Here is a 251-nt window from a genome sequence, read left to right as displayed (position 1 = left end):
CTAATTCTCAAGGTAAATTGATGTTACATCATGTGGGAGAAATAGAAGAACCCATCATTGAAAAAAAATATACTTTCTTCGGTCTCAACGGTTTAGATAATTGTCAATATCCTGATAAAGTTCCCAAAGATTTAGCACCTTTTATTAGAGAGCCTTTTGATAATTGGTATTATACAGGAAAAATGAACCCTTATAAAGATCATGGGGGAAGTGATAAGGATTATATTATAAGTTCTGGTTTTGATATAGAT

1 pseudogene is annotated in these 251 nt (G+C 31.1%); it reads left to right on the top strand.

The window, feature by feature from the left end:
* Positions 1-20 precede the first annotated feature (20 nt).
* Positions 21-251, top strand: a pseudogene (locus M8044_RS02565) (hypothetical protein); the annotation flags it as partial.

Origin of the sequence: Columbia Basin potato purple top phytoplasma, from assembly GCF_028595955.1 — a bacterium.
Lineage (GTDB): Bacteria > Bacillota_I > Bacilli_A > Acholeplasmatales > Acholeplasmataceae > Phytoplasma.
This window is presented reverse-complemented; position numbering and strand designations above follow the sequence as displayed.